Below are 15,340 nucleotides of genomic sequence, written 5' to 3'. Positions count from 1 at the left end.
AGCACCGTAAGGTGTGGAGGTGACCGGTACTAATAGGCCGAGGGCTTGTCCTCAGTTGCTCGCGTCCACTGTGTTAGTTCTGAGGCAACGACCGTTGCCGGATTTTGAGCTGAACGCATAACAGAAAAGTGTGCTTGTTCGCTCGAAACCATTAGGGTTTCGGTGGTCATAGCGTGAGGGAAACGCCCGGTTACATTTCGAACCCGGAAGCTAAGCCTTACAGCGCCGATGGTACTGCAGGGGGGACCCTGTGGGAGAGTAGGACGCCGCCGAACAATCTTTGGGAAGGACCCCTGGTCACCAGCGTTCAGCTGGGACCAGGGGTCCTTTTGTTTTTACAATGCTTGCGGTACCGAAGACAGGAGTCACCGATGTCCACCAACTCTCCCGACGATCGACCGGAGCGCGACCAGCGGCGACGGGACAGTGGGGACCGCGGCGACCGTGGTGGCTACCGCGCCCGCGACGACCGTGGCGGTTTCCGCCGCGATGACCGCCGTGACGACCGACGTGACGCTGGTCGGGGCAGCGCCGGCGGTGGTTACGTCCGCCGTGACGACAGGCGAGATGACCGACGGGACGACCGTCGGGACGACCGGCGTGACGACCGCCGAGGCGATGACCGCGGCGATCGCGGTGGGTTCCGTCGTGACGACAACCGTGGCAGTGGCGGTAGTTACGGCCGTCGTGACGACCGTCGCGAAGGCGATCGCGGTTCGCGTCCGCCGTTCCGGCGGGACGACCGGCAGGGTCCGGGTCAGGGTGGGCCGCGCCGTGACGATCGTGACCGGGGTCCTCGTCGTGATGACCGGGGTGAGCGTCCTGCCTTCCGTCGTGACGACGACCGCGGTGACCGCGGTGGGTTCCGCCGTGATGACAACCGTGGCGGTGGTGGTGGCTACGGCGGCCGTCGTGATGACCGTCGTGAGGGTGACCGCGGTTCGCGTCCGCCGTTCCGGCGGGACGACCGGCAGGGTCCGGGTCAGGGTGGGCCGCGCCGTGATGACCGGGACCGGGGTCCTCGTCGTGATGACCGGGGTGAGCGTCCTGCCTTCCGTCGTGACGACGACCGCGGTGACCGCGGTGGGTTCCGCCGTGATGACAACCGTGGCGGTGGTGGTGGCTACGGCGGCCGTCGTGATGACCGTCGTGAGGGTGACCGCGGTTCGCGTCCGCCGTTCCGGCGGGACGACCGGCAGGGTCCGGGTCAGGGTGGGCCCCGCCGTGATGACCGGGACCGGGGTCCTCGTCGTGATGACCGGGGTGAGCGTCCTGCCTTCCGTCGTGATGACGACCGCGGTGACCGCGGTGGGTTCCGCCGTGATGACGACCGTGGTGGCTACCGCGGCCGCGACGACCGTGGTGGGTTCCGCCGTGATGACCGCGGTGACCGGGGTGGCTTCCGTCCGCAGGACCGTCGGGACGATCGCCGGGACGACCGCCGCAGTGACGACCGTCGGGACGACCGGGGCGGGCGTCCCGGTGGGTTCCGTGGGCGGGATGACCGCGGTGGGCGCGATGACCGCCGTGGTGGCGGGGGGTACGAGCGTCGGGACGGTGACCGCGGCGGTTACCGCGGTCGCGACGAACGGGACCGGGAGCCGATCAAGCGGCTGCCGATCCCCGAGGACGTCACGGGCGACGAGATCGACAAGGACGTACGGCAGGAGCTGCAGAGCCTGCCGAAGACGCTTGCCGAGGATGTCGCCAAGAACCTGGTGATGGTCGCGCGGCTCATCGACGAGGACCCCGAGGGCGCGTACGGCTACTCCAAGGTGGCGCTGCGACTCGCGTCGCGTGTCGCCGCCGTACGGGAGGCTGCCGGGTTCGCGGCGTACGCGAGTCAGAAGTACTCCGAGGCGCTCGCCGAGTTCCGGGCCGCGCGGCGGATGACCGGGACCGTGGACCTGTGGCCGCTCATGGCCGACTGCGAGCGTGGGCTCGGGCGGCCGGAGAAGGCGCTGGACATGGCCGGGGCGCCCGAGGTGCACAAGCTCGACAAGGCCGGGCAGGTGGAGATGCGGCTCGTCGCGGCCGGTGCCCGGCGTGACATGGGGCAGGTGGACGCGGCCATCGTGACGCTGCAGAGCCCCGAGCTGGCCTCCAACTCCGTACAGCCGTGGACCGCGCGGCTGCGGTACGCCTATGCCGACGCGCTGCTGGCGGCGGGGCGGGAGAGCGAGGCGCGGGAGTGGTTCGCGAAGGCCGTGGAGTCCGACAAGGACGGCAGCACCGATGCCTCGGACCGGCTCGCGGAGCTGGACGGAGTCGAGTTCGTCGATGCCCTCGGTGACGAGGACGAGACGCCGGACGCCTCCGACGACGAGGAGTAGGACGGACTGAAAAGGGGCGGATCCCAGCTTTGGGATCCGCCCCTTGTGTTTTCGGAGATCCAGCGTTCACAGGTCCAGTGCGCGCAGGACCAGGCCCGAGGCCGGTTTCGGGCCGAAGGACGTCGACTTGCGGGGCATGGTGACGCCCTGGCGGGCGAGATCGCGGACGACCTCCTCGCGGACCGGGTGCATCAGTACGGCCGTACCGCCGTCGCGTTCCGCCTTGCGGACGGTGGCCGCCGCGTCGTGGATGTAGGCGATGCGGGTGGGGTCGTCCTCGGGGATGTGCCAGACCTGGTCGAGGAGCGTGGCGTGCAGGACCGTCGCGTCCAGGGTGCGCCAGGCCGGCGGGTGGCCGTCGGGGACCGTGCGGGCCAGGAGGGGGGGGTCGGGGCGGTCCACGAGGTGGAAGGCGCCGTCGCCGGCGAGCAGGAAGGCGTTGCCGTCGCGGGCCGCGTCGGCGAGGGCCGCCAGGGCGTCGGAGAGAGCGACCTCCAGGCGCTGGACCCGGAACAGGCCCTCCAGGGACGCCACGGCGTCCGTCACCGGCAGGCCGTGCAGCAGGCGGTGGATGGCGCGGACGCGCAGGGGGTAGCGGGCGGTGTCGACCAGGAGGACGAGGCCGTAGTCCCAGGGGCTGGGGGAGGGGTGCTCGGCGCGCAGGCGGCGATAGGTCGCCCAGCGGTGGTGGCCGTCGGCGATCAGGGCCTGGTGGCGGGCCAGGTCGGACTGGATGCGGGCCACGTCGTCGGGGGCGGTGAGGGCCCACAGGCGGTGCCGGAAGCCGTCCTCGGTGGTCGTGGCGAGCAGCGGGGGCTGCTCGATGACGCGCTCGAGCACGGCGGAGGCGTCGGTGGCCGAGCCGTTGCCCCGGTAGGTGAGCAGGAGGGGTTCCAGGTTCGCCGAGGTGGCGCGCATCAGGGCCGCGCGGTCGGCGACCACATGCGGCATGACGTCCTCATGGGGCAGGACCACCTGTTCCGACGGCTCGGACAGGCGCAGGGCGCCGATGACGCCGCGCTGCAGCAGGCCGCTCTCGTCGCGTTGTTCGTAGACGTACAGGCCGGGTTCGTCGTCGGTGGTCAGGACGCCCTCGGAGAGCCAGCGGCGCAGGGTCCAGGCGGCCTGTTCGTTGCGGGCGTCCGCGGTGCCGGCCTGGGGGAGGATCAGGCGGACGATGTTGTACGGGTCGGCCGACTGAAGGTGGTGCAGGCCGTCGGGGCGGACGACGACGTCGTACGGCGGGGACGTCACGGCGGCCAGACTGCCGACCCGGTCGGGGTCGTATCGAAGGCCTCGGAACGGGGTGAGTTCCAGGCCCCGGCGCGTCTTCGCTTCCGAGTGACCTGCTGAGTTCATCCCGGCATCGTACGTGTGTCAGTGGCATGCGGGATGATCGGGGGAAAGCCGTCGAACGAGGAGCGATGCGGAATGAGCCGGAGCGTCAGGACGAGGCCCGAGGGCAGTGGCCGGGCCCTGAGCGAGGCGTACGACACGGCGCTGCTCGACCTGGACGGCGTGGTGTACGCGGGCGGGAACGCGATCGTGCACGCGGTCGAGTCGCTGGCCACGGCCCGGGAGGGCGGGATGCATCTGGCGTACGTCACCAACAACGCCCTGCGGACCCCGGACGCGGTCGCGGAGCACCTGACCGAGCTGGGCATACCGACGGGCGCGGACGATGTCATCACCTCGGCGCAGGCGGTCGCGCGGCTCATCAGCGAGCAGGTGCCGGCCGGTGCCCGGGTGCTCGTCATCGGTGGTGAGGGGCTGCGGGTGGCGTTGCGTGAGCGGGGGCTCGTACCCGTGGAGTCGGCGGAGGACGAGCCGGCGGCGGTCGTGCAGGGGTACGGCGGGCCGGACTTGGCGTGGGGGCGGTTCGCCGAGGCGTCGTACGCCATCGCGGGCGGGGTGCCGTGGTTCGCGTCCAACACCGACCTGACGATTCCCAGTGCGCGGGGGATCGCGCCGGGCAACGGCGCGGCGGTGCAGGTCGTCCGGATCGCGACCGGGGCCGAGCCGCAGGTGGCCGGCAAGCCGCTGCCTCCCATGCACCGGGAGACGATTCTGCGTACCGGCGCCGAGCGGCCGCTGGTGGTCGGGGACCGTCTGGACACGGACATCGAGGGGGCGTTCAACGGCGAGGTCGATTCCCTGCTGGTGCTCACCGGGGTCACCGACGGCGCGCAGGTGCTCGCGGCGCCGCCGCAGCACCGGCCGACGTATGTGGACGCCGATCTGCGGGGGTTGCTCACCGGGCAGCCGGAGGTCACGGCGGAGGGCGACGGGTTCCGGTGCGGGGGCTGGACGGCCACGGCCGGTTCGGACCGGCTGGAGCTGGACGGTGACGGTGAGGCGCTGGACGGGCTGCGCGCGCTGTGTGCGGCGGCCTGGACGGCTGCGGGCGAGGGTGCGTGCACGCTGGACCCGGGTAAGGCGCTGGCCCGGCTGGGCTGGTGAGCCCTCGTCCGGTGCCGACTCGACGTCGAGGCGGAATGCGAGGGTAGGCTAACCTAACTGCGTGTTGGTCGACAGTCCCCCAGAACAGCGCGCGGAGACCGCCCCCGCGCCCCCAAGCCGCCGGGCGATACGTTCCTTTGGGCTTCTCGGCTCCGTCGTGCTGCTGGTGCTCGTCGCGCTGGCGAGCATCGCGATCGGGGCGAAGGACCTCTCGATGGCGCAGGTCTGGCACGGCCTGTTCCAGGACACGGGGACGTACGGCGACGTCGTGGTCGACGAGCGGATCTCCCGGACCGTGCTGGGGCTGCTGGCCGGTGCCGCGCTCGGTCTGGCGGGGGCCGTCCTGCAGGCGCTCACCCGTAACCCGCTGGCCGATCCCGGACTGCTCGGCATCAACGCCGGTGCCTCCGCCGCCGTCGTCACCGCCATCGCGTTCCTCGGCGTCACCTCGATGAGCGGCTACATCTGGTTCGCCTTCTTCGGCGCGGCCGCGGTCGGGGCGCTGGTCTGGTTCCTCGGCGGCAGCCGGGGGGCCACGCCGGTGCGGCTCGCGCTGGCCGGTACCGCGATCAGCGCGGCGCTCTACGGCTACCTCCAGGCCGTCATGATCGCGGACAACGCGGCGCTCGGCCGGATGCGGTTCTGGACGGTGGGTTCGCTGTCGTCGGCTACCGGGTCGACCATCGCGCAGGTCCTGCCGTTCCTGGTGACCGGCATGGTCCTCGCGCTCGCGCTGGCCCGGCCGTTGAACGCCATGTCCATGGGCGACGACACCGCCAAGGCGCTCGGCGCCCATCTCGGCCGCACCCGGGCGCTGTCCATGCTCGCGGCCACCGTGCTGTGCGGGGCCGCGACCGCCGCCTGCGGGCCGATCGTGTTCGTCGGCCTGATGGTGCCGCACGTGGTGCGCTCCTTCACCGGACCCGACCTGCGCTGGATCCTGCCGTACGCGGGCATCCTGTCGCCCGTGCTGCTGCTCGGCGCCGATGTCATCGGCCGGGTCATCGCCCGGCCCTCGGAGGTCCAGGTCGGCATCATCACCGCGATCATCGGGGGTCCGGTGTTCATCCTGCTCGTACGACGGCGGAGGACGGCGCAGCTGTGAAGACCAACCGTGCCGTGCGCACCCCGGGCGGCTTCTCCGCCCGGCTCGACGTCCGGGCCCTGACCGTCGTACTCCTGCTGCTGCTCGCCGCGTTCGCCGCGAGCGTGGTGCTGATCGGGACCGGGGACTTCCCCATCTCCGCGGGCGACGTGGTCAGGACGCTGGTGGGCAACGGCGATCCGGGGCAGGAGTTCATCGTCAACGAGCTGCGGCTGCCGCGGGTCCTGGTGGCCCTGCTGGTCGGGGCCTCGCTCGGGCTCGGCGGTGCGCTGTTCCAGGCCGTCTCGCGCAATCCGCTGGGCAGTCCGGACATCCTCGGCCTCGGGCAGGGCGCGACGGCCGGGGCGCTCACGATGATCGTGCTGTTCTCGGGGAGCGCGAGCCAGGTCACGCTCGGTGCCCTGGTGGGCGGTCTGGTGACCGGTCTGGCCATCTACCTGCTCGCCTGGAAGCAGGGCGTGCACGGCTACCGGCTGGTCCTGGTCGGGATCGGCATGTCGGCGATCCTCACCGCCGTCAACGGCTATCTGCTGACCGTCTCCGACATCGTCGACGCGGCCCGCTCGGTCGTGTGGATGACCGGCTCCCTCAGCGGCCGGGACTGGGCGCAGGTCTGGCCGCTGCTCGCGCTGTGCGCCGTCCTGGTGCCGCTGGTGCTCGCCAACGCGCGGGGGCTGCGGATGATGGAGATGGGCGACGACGTCTCCAACGCGCTCGGGGTGCGGGTCGAGCGGGTACGGGCGCTGCTGATGATCTCCGCCGTGCTGCTCACCGCGGCCGCCACGGCCGCCGCGGGCCCCGTCAGCTTCGTCGCGCTCACCGCACCGCAGCTGGCCCGCCGGCTGACCCGCTCGCCGGGACCGAACCTGCTGCCGTCCCTGTGCATGGGCGCCGCCCTGCTGGTCGTCGCCGACTGGGCCTCGCAGCGCGTCTTCGGCGCCGACCAGATGCCCGTGGGCGTGGTCACCGGCGTGGTCGGCGGCGTCTACCTGCTGTGGCTGCTGGTCACCGAGCGCAGGGCGGGCCGGATATGAGCGGCACCGCGCACAAGAACATCCGAAGGAGCACTGTGAACCGCCTGTCCGCCGAGAACGTCACCCTGGCCTACGACCAGCGGGTCATCGCCGAGCAGCTGTCGGTGGAGATCCCCGACAACTCCTTCACCGTGATCGTCGGCCCGAACGCCTGCGGCAAGTCGACGCTCCTGCGGGCGCTGTCGCGGATGCTCAAGCCGAACCAGGGCCGGGTGCTGCTGGACGGGCAGGTCATCCAGTCGTTGCCGGCCAAGAAGGTCGCGCGGACGCTCGGGCTGCTGCCGCAGTCCTCCATCGCGCCCGACGGCATCACCGTCGCCGATCTGGTGGGCCGCGGCCGGTACCCGCACCAGGGCATCCTGCGCCAGTGGTCGACCGAGGACGAGCGGGTCGTCCAGGAGTCGATGCGGCAGACCGGGGTCGCCGAACTCGCCGACCGGTACGTCGACGAACTCTCCGGCGGCCAGCGCCAGCGCGTGTGGATCGCGATGGCGCTCGCCCAGCAGACGCCGCTGCTGCTGCTCGACGAGCCGACCACCTACCTCGACATCCAGCACCAGATCGACGTCCTCGACCTGTGCGCGGAGCTGCACGAGGAGCAGGGCCGCACGCTCGTCGCCGTGCTGCACGACCTCAACCACGCGGCCCGGTACGCCACCCACCTCATCGCCCTGAAGGGCGGCGAGGTCATCGCGGAGGGGGCGCCGAAGGAGATCGTCACGGCCGAACTGGTCGAGGAGGTCTTCGGGCTGCGCTGCCAGATCATCGACGACCCGGAGACGGGGACCCCGCTGGTGGTGCCGGCCGCGCGCAAGGCACGCGCGGTGAAGACTCCCGCCTGAGACGAGAAGGCTGAAGGGCGGGCTAGAGCAGCTTCCTGAGGACGAGCAGGTCGCGCACGCCCGCGTGCAGCTTCACCCGGCCCGAACCCCAGGCCTTGGCGAAGTGCAGCTCGCCGTCGACCAGCGCGACCAGGTCGTCGCCGGTCATGGCCAGTCTGATCGCGGCCTTCTCCGGCGGTGGCCCCTGGACAGTGTCGTGCACCTGGATCCGGCCGCCTTGGAGGCGGCCGACGAAGGTGACGTCCAGGTCGGTGATGTGGCAGCTGACCGAGCGGTCCAGGGCGGCGGCCGTACGGACGTCCCCCTCGGCGTGCTGCATGGAGTCCGAGAGCTTCTCGAGTGCGGCGCGGCACTCTGCGATCGTGGCCATCGCGATCGACGGTACCGCAGCGCTTCGGGGTAGCGTCGGGGCATGAGCGACGCAGTCACGGAAACGGACACCTCCCCCGGGGCGGTGGAGCCGGAGTACGACCCCGCCGCCCCCGCCCCGCTGGACGTCCCCCGTACCCCTACCGGGCACGCCGAGGTCGACACGCAGCTGGAACGTCTCGCCGACGCCGACCACCTCGCCACGGACGGACACGTCGAGGTGTACGAGGATGTACACCGGGGGCTGCGCGACGCGCTCACCGCGCTCGACGCCCGCCCGGGACCTCCGGCGCCCCCATCGGCGTATGGCAGTAGGAGCTGAACCGAACGTGGCAGGAGTCGCACGTCGCCGTCTCGACGCGGAGCTGGTCCGGCGGAAGCTCGCGCGCTCGCGCGAGCACGCCAGTCAGCTGATCGCCGCGGGGCGGGTCTCCGTCGGCAAGACCGTCGCGACCAAGCCGGCCACACAGGTGGAGACGGCGGCCCCGATCGTCGTCTCCTCCGACGACAGCGATCCCGAGTACGTGTCGCGGGGCGGCCACAAGCTGGCCGGCGCGCTGGAGGTCTTCGTGCCCCAGGGGCTGCTCGTCGAGGGGCGGCGGGCGCTGGACGCGGGGGCGTCCACCGGCGGCTTCACGGACGTGCTGCTGCGGGCGGGGGCCGCGCACGTCGTCGCCGTCGACGTCGGATACGGACAACTGGCCTGGACCCTGCGGAGTGATGAACGCGTCACCGTCAAAGACCGTACGAACGTACGCGAGTTGACGCTCGACGCGATCGATGGGGAGCCGGTGGATCTTGTCGTGGGGGACCTGTCCTTCATCCCGCTCGGTCTGGTGCTGCCCGCCCTCGTGCGGTGCGTGAAGCCGGACGCCGACCTGGTGATGATGGTCAAGCCGCAGTTCGAGGTGGGCAAGGAGCGGCTGGGCAGCGGGGGTGTGGTGCGCAGCCCGGAACTGCGCGCCGAGGCGGTACGGGGTGTGGCGGGGCGGGCCTGGGAGCTGGGGCTCGGAGTGCGGGGGGTCACGGCGAGTCCGCTGCCGGGGCCGTCCGGGAATGTTGAGTACTTCCTGTGGCTGCGGTCCGGGGCACCGGCGCTGGACCCGGCCGACGTTGACCGTGCAGTGGCGGAGGGGCCGCGTTGACTCAGAACCGAGCTCGAACTGTTTTCCTGCTGGCCCACACCGGACGGCCCGCGGCGATCCGCAGCGCCGAGCTGGTGGTGAAGGGGCTGCTGCGGTCCGGTATCGGCGTACGGGTGCTGGCGGCGGAGGCCGCCGATCTGCCGCTGCCGCAGAGCGTGGAGCTGGTCGAGGAGGCGACTCCGCAGTGCCTCGACGGGTGCGAGCTGCTGATCGTGCTCGGCGGGGACGGGACGCTGCTGCGCGGCGCGGAGTTCGCGCGGGCGTCCGGGGTGCCGATGCTCGGGGTGAACCTGGGGCGGGTCGGCTTCCTCGCGGAGGCCGAGCGGGACGATCTCGACAAGGTCGTCGACCGGGTGGTCACCAAGGCGTACGAGGTCGAGGAGCGGATGACGGTCGATGTCGTCGTCCACCGGAACGGCGACATCGTGCACACGGACTGGGCGCTGAACGAGGCGGCCGTGCAGAAGGCCGGTGCGGAGAAGCTGCTGGAGGTCGTCCTGGAGATCGACGGGCGGCCGGTCACCGGGTTCGGGTGCGACGGCATCGTGCTGTCCACGCCGACCGGGTCCACGGCGTACGCGTTCTCCGCGGGCGGGCCCGTGGTGTGGCCCGAGGTGGAGGCGCTGCTGATGGTGCCGATCTCCGCGCACGCGCTGTTCGCGAAGCCGCTGGTCACGTCGCCGGATTCCGTGTTGGCGGTGGAGGTGCTGCCTCATATTCCGCCGGGGGTCCTGTGGTGCGACGGGCGGCGGACCGTGGAGTTGCCGCCGGGGGCGCGGGTGGAGGTGCGGCGGGGGGCGGTGCCGGTGCGGCTGGCCCGGCTGCATCATGCCTCGTTCACGGATCGGCTGGTGGCGAAGTTCGCGCTGCCGGTTTCCGGGTGGCGGGGAGCGCCTCACTAGCCACCTGTGAGGGGTGGTTGCTTTTGTGCCGGCGGGTGCGGGTTCGTCGTGGTTGCTCGCGCAGTTCCCCGCGCCCCTTCAGGTCGGACCACTCCCCCGGGTGACAGGGTGCCTCGCATTGCGGCGCCCCTACCTCGTATGGTCGTGTCCGTGCTGGAAGAGATGCGGATACGGTCGCTCGGAGTCATCGACGACGCCGTCGTCGAGCTGTCGCCCGGGTTCACCGCGGTCACGGGTGAGACGGGTGCGGGCAAGACCATGGTGGTCACCAGCCTCGGGCTGCTGCTCGGCGGGCGGGCGGACGCGGCGCTGGTGCGCATAGGGGCGGAGAAGGCGGTCGTCGAGGGGCGGGTCACCGTGCCCGCGGCCTCCTCGGCGGCCGTACGGGCCGAGGAGGCCGGGGCCGAGCTCGACGACGGGGCGCTGCTGATCAGCCGTACCGTTTCCGCCGAGGGGCGCTCGCGGGCCCATCTCGGGGGGCGCAGTGTGCCGGTCGGGCTGCTCGCCGAGCTGGCCGACGACCTGGTGGCCGTGCACGGACAGACCGACCAGCAGGGGCTGCTGAAGCTGACGCGGCAGCGGCAGGCGCTGGACCGGTACGCGGGGGACGCCGTCGCGGTGCCGCTCGCCAAGTACGGCGAGGCGTACCGGCGGCTGCGGGCCGTCGCCGTCGAGCTCGGCGAGATCGTCACGCGCGCGCGTGAGCGGGCCCAGGAAGCCGACCTGCTGCGCTTCGGTCTGGAGGAGATCTCCGGCGTCGAACCGCGTCCGGGTGAGGACGTGGAGCTCGCGGAGGAGGCGGAGCGGCTCGGGCACGCCGAGGCGCTGTCGTCCGCCGCCACGGCCGCGCACGCCGCGCTCGCGGGCAACCCCGAGGACCCCGAGGGCATCGACGCGACGACGCTCGTGGCGGGCGCGCAGCGGGCGCTGGACGCCGTACGGTCGCACGACTCCGCGCTGTCGGCGCTCGCCGACCGGATCGGCGAGATCGGGATCCTGCTGGGCGATGTGGCGGGGGAGCTGGCCGGGTACGCCGACGACCTCGACGCGGATCCGCTGCGGCTGGCCGCCGTCGAGGAGCGGCGGGCGGCGCTGACGGGCCTGACGCGCAAGTACGGCGAGGATGTCGCCGCCGTTCTCGCCTGGGCCGAGGAGGGCGCCGCGCGGCTGACCGAGCTGGACGGCGACGACGAGCGGATCGACGAGCTGACCGCGGAACGGGACGCGCTCCGCGCCGAACTGGGCGGGCTCGCGCAGGCGCTGACCGACGCCCGGACGGAGGCCGCCGAGCGGTTCGCGGCCGCCGTGACCGCCGAGCTGGCCTCGCTGGCCATGCCGCACGCGCGCGTGTCCTTCGACATCCGGCAGAGCGAGGACCCCGAGGGCGTGGAGGTCGACGGGCGCACGGTCGCGTACGGGCCGTCCGGCGCGGACGAGGTCGAGCTGCTGCTCGCCCCCCATCCCGGGGCGCCGCCCCGCCCGATCGCCAAGGGGGCGTCCGGTGGTGAGCTGTCGCGCGTGATGCTGGCCGTGGAGGTCGTGTTCGCGGGCACGGATCCGGTGCCGACGTATCTCTTCGACGAGGTCGACGCCGGTGTCGGCGGCAAGGCGGCGGTCGAGATCGGGCGGCGGCTCGCGCGGCTCGCGAAGACCGCGCAGGTGGTGGTCGTGACGCATCTTCCGCAGGTCGCGGCCTTCGCCGACCGGCAGTTGCTGGTGGAGAAGACCAACGACGGGTCGGTGACCCGGTCCGGGGTGAAGGTGCTGGAGGGCGAGGAACGGATCCGGGAACTGTCGCGGATGCTGGCGGGCCAGGAGGACTCGGAGACGGCCCGGGCCCACGCGGAGGAGCTGCTGGCCACGGCTCGGGGGGACGGGTAGGGGCGTGACGGGGGGCGCCGGCGCCCGGCGGCTTCGGCTCGCGGACGTTCGTGCTGTCGCTCACCCGTGTGGGTGACTCCGGGGCCGCTCCCGCCCGTGTCGTCCGGAGCTGTCGGTCAGCTCGGCGGTGCCGGAACACCCGTACGTCCTGGCATCCTTGGCGGTACATGTCGTACGCGCAGGGATCCTCGCGGTTCACCCCCTCCGCCCGATCCTTCTGTACTTTCTTCGTGACCGCCCGACCCCGAACCAGGAGCCCGGCCACGTGACCCCCGTGAGCAGCCACTCACCGCACGGCCAGTCGCCGCTGCGCACCGTGCAGGTGCTGGGCGGAGGCAACGCCGGCAGCAGCGTGCACGTGCGATCGCTGGCCTCGGGGCTGGTCGCGAGGGGCGTGCGGGTCACCGTGTGCGCCCCCGTCGAGGCCGATCACCTCTACGGCTTCACCGGGGTCGGCGCCGAACACGTGCACGTGCCCCGCAGCAGCGACCCCGGTTCCGTGGCCGCGCTCCGGGCGGTCTGCGCGGACGCCGATCTGGTGCACGCGCACGGGCTGCACGCCTCCTTCCGTGCCGTGCTCGCGCTCAGCGGACGGCGTACCCCCCTCGTCGTCACCTGGCACGACCGGGCGCACGCCGAGGGCGCCCGCGCCCATCTCGTACGCCTGCTGGAGCGGCGGGTCGCCAGGGCCGCCGCCGTGGTCCTCGGCACCACCTCGGCGCTCGTGGACCGGGCCCGCCGCACCGGCGCCCGGGACGCGCGGCTGGCCGCCGTGTCGCTGCCCGGAGCGCGCAGTGCCCTCGAGAGCGAGCAGGAGGAGGCCGAGCGGCTGCGGCCCAAGGTGCGGGCCGAACTCGGCGCCACCGGACGGCCCTTGCTCATCGCGGTCGGCACTCTCGAACGGCATCGCGGCTACGACGTCCTGCTGGACGCCGCGCGCGCGTGGCGCCGGATGGACCCCTTGCCGCTCGTCGTCATCGCGGGCGAGGGGCCGCTGCGGGCCGAGCTGCAGAGCCGTATCGAGGACGAAGGGCTGCCCGTCCGGCTCATCGGGCGCCGTGACGATGTGCGCGAACTGCTCACCGCCGCCGACCTCGCGCTGCTGACCAGCCGGTGGGAGGCGCGGTCCGTGCTCGCCCAGGAAGCCCTTTACGCGCGCGTGCCGCTCGTCGCGACCGAGGTCGGCGGCGTGCCCGAACTCGTCGGCGACGCGGCCGAACTGGTCCCGTACGGCGATCCGGGGGCGCTCGCCGAGACCGTCACGCGCCTGCTCGGCGACCCCGAGCGCTGCGAGCTGCTCCGGGAGCGGGGGTTGCGGCAGGTGGGCACCTGGCCGACCGAGGACGAGACGGTCGCTCAAGTGCTGAGCGTCTACGACGAGTTGACCCAGCCCAGGCCGCTGATCTGAGGCCGCCGGGTCACGTCACGTGCCGGCGGGCCCGCAGGGCCAGGCTCAACGCCAGTACCGAGTGCGGGTCGTCCAGGTCGGTGCCCAGCAACTCGCCGATGCGGGCCAGCCGGTTGTACAGGGTCTGCCGGTTCAGATGCAGTTCGCGGGCCGTCTCCGCCTTGCGGCCCGCGTGCGCGAGATAGGTCTGCAGCGTCGGCAGCAGCGGTGGCTTGGAGCGGGCGTCGTGCGCGCGCAGCGGGCCGATCGCGCGGTCCACGAAGGCCGCGAGGTCGGGATGGTCGCGCAGCCGCCACAGCAGCAGGTCGATGTCCAGGCGGCGGGCGTCGTACCAGGCGCGGTCGGTCAGGCCCTGCGCCGCCGTCGCCGTCTCCGCCGCGTGCCGCAGGCTCGCCGAGGCCGCCGCCCAGCCGCCCGCGACCCCCACCACGACGACCGGTGGCTGGGCCCCCGGCCGCTGCATCCCGGCCCGTTCCACCCCGGCCCGCAGCGCCGCCGCGACCCGGTCCGCGACCGCCGACCGCTCCGACTCCGAGCGCAGGCCGAGCAGCAGGGGCACCCGGCCCTCCACCGGCCGTACGCCCAGCAGCACCGGGACCCCCACCGACGCCAGCTCCTCGGCGACCGCGCGGGCCAGCACCGCCCAGCCGCCACCCGGGGACAGCCCGTCGCCGAGCCGCATCACCACCGGCAGCAGCGGGCCGTCACCCGGCTTGAAGCCCAGCACGCGCGCCTGCGCGGGCGCGTCCTCCGCGGCGACACGGCCCTCGGCCAGGTCGGTCAGGAAGTCGCCGCGGCCCCGGGCCGCCAGTTCCTCCTCCTGCCGCGCCTGCATCAGGACGACGGCGAGGATGCCGGCCGCCCGTTCCGCCGCGATCCGGTGCACGGGGGCGAGCGGAGCCCGTACCGGCAGCAGGACCAGACGGGCGCGGACCGAGCCCGTGCCCGGTCCGCCGCCCGGCACGTCCACCAGGACCGACCCGGCCGGCGGCGCGTCCTTGTGCTGGCCGCGCAGTCCCTCCCACACCTGGAGCGGGTCGGCGTTCTCCGGGCCCGCCCCCGCGGCGTACAGGAGCTGGCCGTCGGTCGTCTCCAGGAACACCGGGTTGCCGCTGAAGCCGGCGAGGATGCCCAGCACCTGGGGGATGCCGCCGCCGCCCAGCAGGGCCTCGGTGCAGCGGCGGTGGACCTCCTCGGCGCGCTGGAGGAGCGCGTAGTGGCCGTTGACGATCTCGGTGTGGATCTCCTCGGTGACCGTCACGAACGGCACCTCGCGGTGCAGCTGGACCAGCGGCAGCCCGGCCGCCCGCGCGGTGTCGACGAGGGCCGCGGGCAGCCGGGTGAAGCGCGGGCCGAGCTCCACCACCAGGGCGGCGATCCCGCGTTCGGCCAGTGTGCGGACGAAGGCGCGCTGTTCGGCCGGACGGGTGCCGAGGCCGTATCCGGTGGTCAGCAGCAGCTCGCCGCCCTTGAGCAGCGAGGCGATGTTGGGCACCTCGCCCGCGTGCACCCAGCGCACGGTGCGCCCCAGGCGGTCGGCGCCCGCCAGGATCTCCGGGAGCCCGCCGCGCAGGCCGGGCAGCTCCAGCGCCCGCCGCACGGTGATTCCGGCGCCCTGAGTGTCGTATCCGCTGTCCATGGGCCGGACGCTACCCGCGCCGGTGCTTCCGGGACATCTCCGGGTGGTTACGGAGACGATCTTCCGGCCCCCGGGCACGACAATGCGTCGCGCCACGGCGGGATTTGCATGACCGCGTGTCTGTTGTGGCGCGCGTCACTCCGCCGCCACACTGGCGCATCCGACACAGAAGACCGGGTTCACCTTCGGATTTCGTTGTGGCACTGCATTGAAAATGCTGAG

The 15,340-nt window shown here is 72.8% G+C and carries 14 protein-coding genes and 1 rRNA gene; 12 read left to right on the top strand and 3 right to left on the bottom strand.

Going from position 1 to position 15,340, the window contains the following annotated elements; all coding sequences use genetic code 11:
• Positions 1–158: 158 nt before the first annotated feature.
• The 3 genes from rrf to ACWD1Z_RS22075 all read left to right on the top strand — a co-directional run bounded on the left by rrf (position 159) and on the right by ACWD1Z_RS22075 (position 2,333).
• Positions 159–275, top strand: a 5S ribosomal RNA gene (gene rrf / locus ACWD1Z_RS22085).
• 223 nt (positions 276–498) lie between these two features.
• Positions 499–1,722, top strand: coding sequence for a hypothetical protein (locus ACWD1Z_RS22080; RefSeq protein ID WP_451121012.1), 1,224 nt, complete (start codon positions 499–501; stop codon positions 1,720–1,722).
• Positions 1,614–2,333, top strand: a complete 720-nt coding sequence (locus tag ACWD1Z_RS22075) for a hypothetical protein (protein WP_451121008.1) — start codon at positions 1,614–1,616, stop codon at positions 2,331–2,333. Before ACWD1Z_RS22080 ends, ACWD1Z_RS22075 begins: the two co-directional genes overlap by 109 nt.
• A gap of 66 nt (positions 2,334–2,399) precedes the next feature.
• Here ACWD1Z_RS22075 and ACWD1Z_RS22070 read toward each other — a convergent pair whose 3' ends face one another.
• Positions 2,400–3,692, bottom strand: a complete 1,293-nt coding sequence (locus ACWD1Z_RS22070) for a DUF1015 domain-containing protein (protein ID WP_451120990.1) — start codon at positions 3,690–3,692, stop codon at positions 2,400–2,402.
• 72 nt (positions 3,693–3,764) lie between these two features.
• Here ACWD1Z_RS22070 and ACWD1Z_RS22065 point away from each other — a divergent pair, with 72 nt between their 5' ends.
• The 4 genes from ACWD1Z_RS22065 (at position 3,765) to ACWD1Z_RS22050 (ending at position 7,774) form a co-directional block, all read left to right on the top strand.
• The gene (locus ACWD1Z_RS22065; protein WP_451120988.1) at positions 3,765–4,793 is read left to right on the top strand and encodes an HAD hydrolase-like protein; all 1,029 of its coding nucleotides are present in this window, start codon (positions 3,765–3,767) and stop codon (positions 4,791–4,793) included.
• Between the two features lie 61 nt (positions 4,794–4,854).
• Complete coding sequence (locus ACWD1Z_RS22060; protein WP_451120986.1) at positions 4,855–5,898, top strand: FecCD family ABC transporter permease; 1,044 nt, start codon at positions 4,855–4,857, stop codon at positions 5,896–5,898.
• Positions 5,895–6,932, top strand: coding sequence for a FecCD family ABC transporter permease (locus ACWD1Z_RS22055; RefSeq protein ID WP_451120984.1), 1,038 nt, complete (start codon positions 5,895–5,897; stop codon positions 6,930–6,932). Before ACWD1Z_RS22060 ends, ACWD1Z_RS22055 begins: the two co-directional genes overlap by 4 nt.
• Entirely contained in the window at positions 6,929–7,774 is an 846-nt protein-coding gene (locus ACWD1Z_RS22050; RefSeq protein ID WP_451120982.1) for an ABC transporter ATP-binding protein, read from the top strand. Before ACWD1Z_RS22055 ends, ACWD1Z_RS22050 begins: the two co-directional genes overlap by 4 nt.
• 22 nt (positions 7,775–7,796) lie before the next feature.
• Here ACWD1Z_RS22050 and ACWD1Z_RS22045 read toward each other — a convergent pair whose 3' ends face one another.
• Positions 7,797–8,144 carry an SCP2 sterol-binding domain-containing protein gene (locus tag ACWD1Z_RS22045; RefSeq protein WP_451120980.1) on the bottom strand — a complete coding sequence of 116 codons (348 nt, stop codon included), beginning with the start codon at positions 8,142–8,144 and terminating at the stop codon, positions 7,797–7,799.
• Between the two features lie 42 nt (positions 8,145–8,186).
• Between ACWD1Z_RS22045 and ACWD1Z_RS22040 the strand changes: the two genes are divergently transcribed.
• The 5 genes from ACWD1Z_RS22040 to ACWD1Z_RS22020 all read left to right on the top strand — a co-directional run bounded on the left by ACWD1Z_RS22040 (position 8,187) and on the right by ACWD1Z_RS22020 (position 13,479).
• Positions 8,187–8,465: a hypothetical protein gene (locus ACWD1Z_RS22040; RefSeq protein WP_451120978.1), complete on the top strand. Its 279-nt coding sequence runs from the start codon at positions 8,187–8,189 to the stop codon at positions 8,463–8,465.
• Positions 8,466–8,472: 7 nt separating this feature from the next.
• On the top strand, positions 8,473–9,288 hold the full coding sequence (locus tag ACWD1Z_RS22035; protein ID WP_451120976.1) for a TlyA family RNA methyltransferase: 816 nt from the start codon (positions 8,473–8,475) through the stop codon (positions 9,286–9,288).
• Entirely contained in the window at positions 9,285–10,190 is a 906-nt protein-coding gene (locus ACWD1Z_RS22030; RefSeq protein WP_389419513.1) for an NAD kinase, read from the top strand. The genes ACWD1Z_RS22035 and ACWD1Z_RS22030 overlap by 4 nt, the downstream gene beginning before the upstream one ends.
• Positions 10,191–10,328: 138 nt before the next feature.
• Positions 10,329–12,071, top strand: a complete 1,743-nt coding sequence (gene recN / locus ACWD1Z_RS22025; protein WP_451120974.1) for a DNA repair protein RecN — start codon at positions 10,329–10,331, stop codon at positions 12,069–12,071.
• 265 nt (positions 12,072–12,336) lie between these two features.
• Complete coding sequence (locus ACWD1Z_RS22020; protein WP_451120972.1) at positions 12,337–13,479, top strand: glycosyltransferase family 4 protein; 1,143 nt, start codon at positions 12,337–12,339, stop codon at positions 13,477–13,479.
• Positions 13,480–13,489: 10 nt separating this feature from the next.
• Here ACWD1Z_RS22020 and ACWD1Z_RS22015 read toward each other — a convergent pair whose 3' ends face one another.
• On the bottom strand, positions 13,490–15,118 hold the full coding sequence (locus ACWD1Z_RS22015; RefSeq protein ID WP_451120970.1) for a PucR family transcriptional regulator: 1,629 nt from the start codon (positions 15,116–15,118) through the stop codon (positions 13,490–13,492).
• Between the last annotated feature and the right edge of the window lie 222 nt (positions 15,119–15,340).

The organism is Streptomyces sp. NPDC002784 (assembly GCF_053592135.1).
Note: the sequence above shows the minus strand (reverse complement) of the source record. Positions and strands in the feature narration are given on the sequence as shown.